Origin of the sequence: Nonomuraea zeae (genome assembly GCF_005889725.1) — a bacterium.
GTDB lineage: Bacteria > Actinomycetota > Actinomycetes > Streptosporangiales > Streptosporangiaceae > Nonomuraea > Nonomuraea zeae.
On sequence record NZ_VCKX01000077.1, the window covers coordinates 35,995 to 45,146 of the forward strand.

At 64.9% G+C, this 9,152-nt stretch carries 6 protein-coding genes; 3 read left to right on the plus strand and 3 right to left on the minus strand.

The annotated features are described in order from the left end of the window. The first annotated feature begins 1,838 nt into the window (after positions 1-1,838). A complete protein-coding gene (locus tag ETD85_RS24535) occupies positions 1,839-3,476 on the plus strand; it encodes a glycoside hydrolase family 99-like domain-containing protein (protein WP_138692129.1) in 1,638 nt (545 codons plus the stop codon). Between the two features lie 444 nt (positions 3,477-3,920). Here the strand turns inward: ETD85_RS24535 and ETD85_RS24540 are convergent, their stop codons facing one another. The 3 genes from ETD85_RS24540 to ETD85_RS24550 all read right to left on the minus strand — a co-directional run bounded on the left by ETD85_RS24540 (position 3,921) and on the right by ETD85_RS24550 (position 8,199). After that, positions 3,921-4,640, minus strand: coding sequence for an aspartate/glutamate racemase family protein (locus ETD85_RS24540; RefSeq protein ID WP_138692130.1), 720 nt, complete (start codon positions 4,638-4,640; stop codon positions 3,921-3,923). A 372-nt stretch (positions 4,641-5,012) separates the two neighbouring features. After that, positions 5,013-6,455, minus strand: a complete 1,443-nt coding sequence (locus tag ETD85_RS24545; protein WP_206058526.1) for an MFS transporter — start codon at positions 6,453-6,455, stop codon at positions 5,013-5,015. 952 nt (positions 6,456-7,407) lie between these two features. Beyond that, a complete protein-coding gene (locus ETD85_RS24550) occupies positions 7,408-8,199 on the minus strand; it encodes an SDR family NAD(P)-dependent oxidoreductase (protein ID WP_138692131.1) in 792 nt (263 codons plus the stop codon). Positions 8,200-8,353: 154 nt separating this feature from the next. Between ETD85_RS24550 and ETD85_RS24555 the strand changes: the two genes are divergently transcribed. Both ETD85_RS24555 and ETD85_RS24560 read left to right on the plus strand, forming a co-directional pair. Next, complete coding sequence (locus ETD85_RS24555) at positions 8,354-8,815, plus strand: winged helix-turn-helix transcriptional regulator (protein WP_138692132.1); 462 nt, start codon at positions 8,354-8,356, stop codon at positions 8,813-8,815. Positions 8,816-8,906: 91 nt separating this feature from the next. Beyond that, on the plus strand, positions 8,907-9,152 hold a 246-nt coding region (locus ETD85_RS24560; RefSeq protein WP_138692133.1), incomplete at its 3' end, for a transposase.

A 9,152-nucleotide genomic window follows, 5' to 3' on the forward strand; every position in this document is an offset into this window, starting at 1 on the left:
CTTGATGATCCTCTCTTCGCTCTGCCGAAATGCCAGGCCAGAGGATGCTGCTGTCTCTCATTCTCCAACGCTTGTCAGATGTGCCGTTCGCCGCTGAAGCACCCGCTTGACGTGCGGCAGCGCACGTACCGCGGCCGCGGTGACCCAGCGCAGCGGGGAGCGAGATGGCCGATGCCAGGGCGAACTTCGCCAATGGCCGCGCGGGCGTTGCCGGTCAGAAAACGGCCCAGGGCACGCGGCGGTCCGGCCAAGCGCCGACTGAACGCGCCTAGGATTCCGAGTGACATGCCGACGTGGTAGAGGCCGTCGAAGGCGCCATGCGCAGCTTGGGTGAGCAGCAGCCACGTGCCTGCGGCATCCGGATCGCCCACCGCGACGGGCAGGAGTGCCGCAGCGGCCGGCGCGGCAGCGCCGAACTCCTGCGACGCCGCCCACGCCGGAAGGGCCGCAGCCATCCGCGCCGATAGGCGGCCGCTCCCGCCACGAACATGCAGACGTTCTGTGACAGGTATTGCGGCACCGGAAGCCGCAGCAGCGGCGCCGGGTCGAGAGGCGGCCAGACCCGCAAGGCGATGCCGAGCACCATCAGCAGGACGGCGACGCCGGCGACGTGCCGTGCCGTGCCGTGCCCGTAGGATGCTCGTCTCGCGTAGCGGCGGCGCGCCGGCCGCAGCACCCGCAGCGTCGCAATAGGCCGACACGAGCACCGGCAGCGTCACGCCGGCCCCTGCTCGAGCTCCCGGGTGTAGAAGTCGAGGTAGGCGATGGGACGCCGGCTGCTTTCCCATCGGTACAGCGGCAGCTTGGCGACCGGGACGATGACGGTCATCGTCACCCTGCCGGGCGGCCCGCCCAAGAGGCCGCCGCAATGGTCGGCGTCCGAACGCAGCGGCATTGGAAGGGACGACTGGCAGATGCCGACCGAGCTGTTGCTGTGACTCAGAGGCGGTTGCGGCTCGATGGGGATGTCGCTCGGCGTAGAGGGACCTCTTTAGGCCCTGGCATGAGGTGCTGGCCTGCGCATCTCGACAGCGCGCACACCGACGTCGCCGGTCAGCGGGATCGACCTGTTTGCGGATCCCAGCGTGCTGGCTGCCGGTGAATCCCGACGAGCACGCCTGCTGGCGTGAGCCGTCGGTGACATAGCTGCGCTTGCAGATCGGCCCCCGACGACCGGGCTGGCTCGTCGGGCTCCGGAAGGCGGAAGGAGAGCTCGCGCAGCGTCGCGGGTCAGATGCGCGTAGCCGTCCAGCCGAATGCCGCTCGAACAGCCGAACGGGTGAGAGACGTGTCGGCTCAACCCGCCACCATCCCGGAGTCACGTCCACGGACGTACTTGATGTCGACGGCGAAGGCGCCTCAGCGATCGGGAACGGGCAGGCGTGGTCGCTGCCGTCTGATCCATGCTTGGCCCGCATGTGAGGCGGAGGGCGTCAAGCCGGCCAGCACAGCGTGGTCATCACGACAAGTATCACCTTTATCCTGCCAATCATTCTGCCGCCCCTCGGTTCGCGGACGAAGGGTATGGCACCGTCATCTCGCGCAGGAACCCCGAGCTGAACGCAGGCATTTGACGACGAGACCGCCAAGGTGGACGGTCCCTTTGCCGGGGTAAGGCACGGCGTGCTCCACGAAACAGCGCTGCATTTCCCTACCGCATGTACCTGTCATGTCACCGGGGACGGAGATCGTGGCAAGATTTGCGGTCAGGACCGATCGCGCCGTTCCCGCAGGAGGGCGGTGCAGTATCGGAACGCCTATCCATCGGCGTGACAATCCGCGCAGAGTCATAGAAAGCCGTGTATTCTCCCGACCTATTTTGAGAGGTGGTTCTCGCGATGCTGAGGGCATGGATGGCAGGAGCCGCCGCCCTGGTCGTGGCCTGTCTGTTGCTAGTGCCGGATACGGAAAGGCCTGCGCGTGCTGCCGGCTCGCCCGTTTCCCAGGTCACCGATCCTGTTCCGATGTTTGAATTATTGGCGCCCGGTGGAGTCGGTCGCTTCTATACGTTGTCGCCGAGCGAGGCGACATCGGCGGTGACGCGCCATGGATTCACCCGCCTAGAAGGCCATGCCGGCTACTGGCGTACAGCGGAATTCTCAGGTTCGCAGCCGGTCTACCGGCTCCGGGCAGGCTCGTCTTACCTGTTGACCGCATCCGCTTCTGAGCGAGACAGCCTCGTGGCCGGCGGCCGCTTCGCCTACGAAGGCATCGCAGGGCACCTCTGGAGTCAGCCTGGGTCAGGCAGACAGCGGATGTGGCGCTTCAGTCGCTCAGGTGTGTGGCGGCTGGCGCTCGAGAGTCGCACGAAGGAGATGGTCGCCGCCGGCTACGCCATTGATGGATCCCTGGGCTGGATCTACCCACAATGGATTCGCGCCGGGGCGATCTACTTCGGTACGTTCAACCCCGACGCCAAGAACATGATCAAAGCGACGAAGAACGTTTTCGGTCGAGACAACGACTGGTGGGGCGGCGTTCGAGATTTCTCCGGCGGAGATCCGTCTGTGCCGCAGAACACGCAGGGCTGGGATGATGATTTCCGGCATCTGAAGCCGCAGATAGGATTCTACGACGACTCCCGGCCGGAGACGCTCGAAACGCACATCGCACAAGCCACCGAGGGCGGGCTGGATTTCTTTCAGTTCTACTGGTACTGGGATACGGTAAGTAAACAGTCTCCAGCCGTGTTCAAAGCCTCATTGTCGGCCTTCGCTCAGGCGCGCAACAGATCGGACATCGACTTCACGCTGACGATCTGCGCTCATCCATGGGGTGGTCTGCAAATTCCCAAGGAGGATTTCGCCACCGTTGCCCGGCACCTCACCAGCCAGTTCCTCGATCAATCCAACTATCTGCGGGCCAACGACGGACGGCTGGTCGTGAGCCTGTGCGACAGGCGTGGTCTCGGCGATGGCAGCGATGCCGACACTCAGGCATTCGTGAACGCCGTCCGCCACGAGGCGCGTGACGTACTGGGCGAAGAGCTGCTGGTGCTCGGCAATTGGGAGGCCATGCTCGACAGGAGCGCCCCGACCCGATGGGGCGCTGACGGCGCTTACTGCGGCGTACGCATAGATCATGTCAAGAGCTACGAGAACTACGTGAATCAAATGCCCGCCTACCTGGACGCCGGACCTACACAGTTCATGCGATGCGCCGCGTCCGACTTCGATGAGCGGCCTCGTTTCCCCCATCTGATTCCAGACCGTAGCAAAATCAGGTACTACGCGGATCAGACACCAGAACTGTTCGCGGCGGCTCTGTCGCGGGTACGCAGTGATATCACCGAATCTCGACGCATCTCCGCGGTGGACAACTTCGTCAGCATCTATGCGTGGAACGAGTTCCACGAAGGCGGCGTCATCGAGCCCAACGCCAAGGATGGATGCATGTACCTCGGCCTTGTCCGCGAGCATCTCGCGTTGCACACCGGCGCACCGTGTAAGACTCAGCAAGAACCGGCATCAAAGTGACGGGCTGGACAGGCCCATTCAGCGGCTCTGGCTGATAAGGACGGATCGTCATGTATGTCAGTGACGCATGGCGACCTTGAGAGAATCCGATCACACGCGACGATCACCGGTGACCATACGGAGCTGGTGACGACCCGGCCGGACGGTCGCAGCCGCAGGAAGCAGCTTCGTCGAGAAACGGCAACCGCTCGGCCGGGGTGCGTCGGAAAATCGGCGGCACCCCGGCCGGTACAAGACCTGCCCGGCCGAGCCTGGTCGTTGCAGTGTGATCGGTGTCTCCAACGGCGTCGGCCTCGCCCCCAAGTCCGCCGGGACCATGCAGATGGCGGCCCTTGCCGCTGGGCACATCGAGGCCTGCTGATCTCGGGTGGACTCACCAAGTGCGGTCGATGTCGGCGACGTGGGCCAAGGCGCCGTTGACGGCACTCCTGGGGGAGAACGGGTTCAGGATCGTTGCAGTTCGGATCGAGCGGAGGCCAGACTTATCTCGACGATGGCTTCGACGTGCAGGCCGGTCGAGTCCAGGAGCGGCAGTACGGGAAAGTCCTGAGGACTCACCAACTGCGTGATCTCGGTGCACCCCAGGATGATCGCGTCCGCTCCGCGGGCGGCGAGGTCTTCCATGATCCGCAGGTACTGAGCCCGCGACTGATCGGTGAAGATGTAACGGGTCAGCTCGTCGAAGATCACCTGATCGACGAGGTGGCGGTCCACCTGATCGGGAACGAGGACGGACAGGCCCGACGCGGCGAGCCGGTCGCGATAGAAGTCCGCCTCCATGACGGGCAGCGTCCCCAAAAGGCCGAGCGTACGTACTCCTTGCTGATGCGCGGCTTTGGCGACCACGTCCGCGATATGGAGAAAAGGCACGGAAATCGCCGCCTCGATGGCGGGCGCCACACGATGCATGGTATTGCTGCCGCAGACGATGAAGTCGGCGCCGGCGACCTCGAGGCCGCGGGCCTTGCTCGCCAGGTAGTCGCCGGCCTCGTCCCATTCCTGCGCACGGACGTACCGTTCGATGACGCCGAAGTTGACGCTTGACAGCAGCAGCTCCGCGCGTTCGTGGCCACCGAGGCGTTCGTTGACACGTTCATTGATACGCCGGTAATAGTCTACTGTGGCAACGCTACTCATGCCATGGAGTAGCCCGATGGTGAGCATGTGAAACTCCATCTGAAGTGGTCGGCTGGATCGGATCTCGACTCACATCATTCAGATGTCGCGGAAGCTCCGACGGTCGTTCCCCGTGAATCGGATTCCGCGATTCATCTGGCGATGTCTATAGATATGCGCCTGCTCCAAGGAAGCGTAAGACTGGGCTGCCGAATGGAGACGGATGACAAGGCTATCGTTTCATGGACTTGTTGGAGTGTTAAGGTTCTATGCTGCCAGCAGTCGCCGATTTTCGGCCATGAACGGTGCTGTCGGGGATGGACGGTGGAACGAGGGCCTCCAGCCGTTCGTCGGACCACGCCGGCCGGGGAGACCCTCGCATTGTCACCACGTATCGCCGGCGATCGAGGCGTATGGCACTTAGGCGGCACCTTCCCCCTGGGGTACGGCGCTTGCCGCCTGCGGTGGTGCGGCGACGGCGTGCGGCCGTCGGCCCGGAATGCCGAGTGCGATGAGCATGCCCACGAACGCGATCGCGGTGACGGCGCCCATGGCGGCCGTGAACCCTTGCCCGAACTGCTCGATCGAGGCGTAGCTCCCGGCACTGGCGAAGACGGCAACGGTGATGGTGGTGCCGAACACTCCGCCGAACATGCGGATCGTCATGAACGCGCCGGATGCCTGACCGATCTGTTGAGGCTGCACGGCTCCGACTACCGCCTTCTGCGCCGCGGGCATGGCCATGGTCAGTCCGGCGCCGCCGACGATCAGCGCGGGCAGCAGTTCGAGATATCCGGTGTCGGTGTCGGCGACCAGAGTGATCCAGCCCATACCGATCGTCTGGAGCAGCAGTCCGCCCACCACGAAGTTCCGTTCGCCGACCTTGTCGGCCAACCGGCCGGCGATCGGCGCGCACACCATCAGCGTGGCCGTCCAGGGCATCAACCGCAGGCCGGCGCCGAGCGGCCCTTCACCATGCACCGTCTGGAAGTACTGTGCGAGGAAGAACAGGGTGCCGTACAGCGACGCGAACACGGCGGCGTTTGCCGGGTTGGCCGTGGCGAACGCCCTCAACCTGAAGAACCGCATCGGCAGCATCGGGGCCGTCGCGCGTCGCTCCCAGAGCACGAAGGCGATGACCAGCGCGACGCCCAGCACCAGTGCGGCCAGCACTTCTGGGCTGCCCCAGCCCGCCACGTTGCCGCGGACCAGAGCCCACACGATGCCGAACGCGCCCAAGGTCACGAGCACGACTCCGGCCACGTCGAAGCGGTTGTTCGGGCCGACGCTCTCGTCGACGCGGCGGGCCGTGAGCAGGATCGCGATCAGGCCGACCGGCAGGTTCAGCCAGAAGATCCACTGCCAGGACAGTCCTTCGGCGATGACGCCGCCGATGAACGGGCCGCTGAACGTCGCCAGTCCAGTGAAGCCCAGGTACAGCCCCATCGCCTTGCCGCGCTGCTGCGGCGGGAAGATCGCGCTGATCAGGGTGAGCGACAGCGGCAGGACCATCGAGGCGCCCAGACCCTGCAACGCTCGCGCCGCGATGAGAGTGCCGATGTCCGGCGACAGCGCGCAGGCTATCGACGCGATGGTGAACACCGCCAGCCCGGCGATGAATATCCGGCGGCGGCCGAACCGGTCGCCCAGTGCCGCTCCGGTCAGCAGCAGCACCGCGAAGGTCAGGCTATAGGCGTTGACAATCCATTCGAGGGAATCGATCGATGCCGTGAGGTCCTGCCGGATCGAGTTGAGGGTCGTCGTCACGACCAAGCTGTCCAGCGCCATCATGAAGGACGCCAGCGAGGCGAGTCCCAAAACCCATGCCTGTTTGGACGTCATCCGTTCTTTGCGAGCGGTCACTGTTTCTCCTTCTGACAGATTCTTCTAGGGGTGCCGGCAGATGCCTATCTCTGCACGTCTACCGGCGGGTGTTTTCATGCGCGTCCTGAACATCTGAACTCGAGTCCATGCGCGAATAGCCGAATACGCCGCGACGGTGGGCGTTCGTCGCGCCAAGCGGTGGGTTATCGAGGACTCTGTCAACGAGGTGATCCGGTCGCGGGTCAGAGACAGCGCGAAGATCTCGTGTGCACGAAAGGGTTGGTTCCCACGCGATATTCAGGACGCAGCCGGTTGGCGGTCGGGCGATTTCCCGCACCGGAATCAGCGCGTCCGGGCGACTATCGCGGAGTGCCTCTGTGACCAGAGACCTCGGGCTCTAGGCTCTCGTATTCCGGCAGGAGTGGCAGTTGGTCAACTGCCCGCGCCTGCAGGGCGCAGTCCGGAGCCGGTCAGCGGCGCGCCGGCGTACCCGTGCCGATCTCAGCGCGTTGGGTATCGTCATCACCGTCGGCTTCCAGCCGTCGCATCGCACCTCCAGCCCAAGCGCCGCGGCCGACCATCTGGCTGCGGGGCAGCACGTCGAGGTAGCGGTCCGGCCGGCTCCATTGCGCTCGATGGCGTGATGGCCGCCCAGGCAACGAGACCTTCGGGCCGTCGATCGCGCACCTAGCCCTCTGCTCTGCGCGCAAGCGCTGGCAGATCCTCACCCGAGCGCCGAGGGGGAGCCGAAGCATCGACTTTCCCGATGACGAAATTCCTCGCATGGGACTCCTTCTCTCATGCAGCGTTCGAACGGATGGCTGCATCGACGCCTCCGACTTCGGAAGCGGCGCACCCAGGACAGGTCCGCTGACGATCACGGGTGGCGGCCCCCGCACGTCTCCCATGAACCTGTAGGCGGTCGGGCCAGAAGGCCCAGCGCCATGGAGTCGGGGGGAGCCTCCATGGCGCGACCTGGGACGGACTGCGGTCAGTCGACGATCATGCCGCCGGTGAGATTGGCGATCGTCCCCGTCATGGCGCTTGAGCGGTCAGAGGCGACGAACACGGCCACATTGGCGATCTCGGCAACGGTGGGCAAGTGCTTGCGCAGTGTCCGTTCCGCCATGCGGGCGTGGAACGCTTCGCCGCTGATGCCGTAGGCGTCGGCGTGCAGGCCGTATACCTCGGTCAGCTGCGGCGTTTCAGGCATCCCCGCCGCGTTCAGGCACACGACTCGGACACCACGCGGCCCGAGTTCGGCGGCCAGCCCCCGAGACAATGATTCGACCGCCGCCCACGCCGGTGCCATGCCTCCCATGAGCGGGACGGCCGTCCGCGACGGAGACGCGGTGATCGTCAAAATCACGCCTGACCCCTGGGCGGCCATGCGTCGTCCAGCGGCTCTGGCGGTCAGGAAGTTGGCCTTGGGATAGGTGGTCATGGGCAGGTCGAAGCTGTCAGTCGACATGTCGACGATCCACTTGCCCTGAATGCCTGTCTGGGGAAGGCTGACCGCGTTGAACGAGACGTCGACTGAGCCGCCGTTCTCGGCCACCGCGCTGACGTGTGCTTCGACCGCGTCCTCGTCCAGGACATCCACCGTGGCGACGTCGGCGGCGCCGCCCGAGGCCTGGATCTTTTCGGCGACCGCCTTCAGCGGGGCGCTGGTACGTCCGGCGAGGAAGACCCGTGCTCCCTCCGCGGCGAAGGCGTGAGCGACCGCGCTTCCGACGGCTCCGCCCGCTCCATAGATGATCGCGTTCTTCTTTTCAAGCAGCACTATCTGCTCCTGGTCATCGGGGTTGTCTGGCACACCGCAGCGGGCGTGGGTGTCTCACCAAGCGCGGCCCACCAGCAAGGTTGCGTGATGAAACTAGAAGGAACGTAGCAGCCGGCAGTATCATCATGCAACTACCTTGAGGTACGGTGGAGTTGTGCTTGGACGTACCTACGAAACGCAAAACTGCTCCGCGGCCCGGGCGCTCGAGATCGTGGGTGAGCGCTGGAGTCTGCTGATCATCCGGCATGCGCTCTTCCGGGGTATCACCCGCTTCGGGGACTTTCAGCGCAGTCTCGGCGTCGCCCGCAACATCCTTGCCGCGCGGCTCGAACGGTTCGTCGACGAAGGGCTGATGGAGCGGCAACCTTCCTCAGAGAACTCGCCGTACCACGACTACGTCTTGACCGACATGGGCCGCGAACTGCAACCCGTCATCGTGGCCCTCACACACTGGGGTGACCGCTGGGCCGCGCCGGGCGATCCCCCCGTCACGTTTCGGCATGAGCACTGCGGCGGTGAGGTCCACCAGCAGACTGTCTGCCGTGACTGCGGCCAGCAGGTGGCCATCGAGGCGGTCGAAGCACAGCCCACGGCGCAGGCAATGTCGCTGGCATAACTCACTCGATGCGCGTCGTGAGGCAAACCTCGACTAAGAGCTGTTTCTTAGATCTGCTGACTAATCGTGGTGATGTTGTCACGATCAGTTCATGGGGCGTGGTGACTTAACGAACGCTGAGTGGGAGCGGCTCCGGCCACTGCTGCCCGAGGGCGGCCGGCGGGGCGGGCGATGGAATGACCACCGCAAAACGATCGACGGCGTGTTGTGCAGGGCACGGACCGGGCTGCCGTGGCGGGACCTGCCCGAACGGTTCGGCTCCTGGATCACGGTCTACAAACGGCACCGCCGCTGGTCGGCCGATGGCACCTGGCAGATGCTACTGACCGCGATCCAG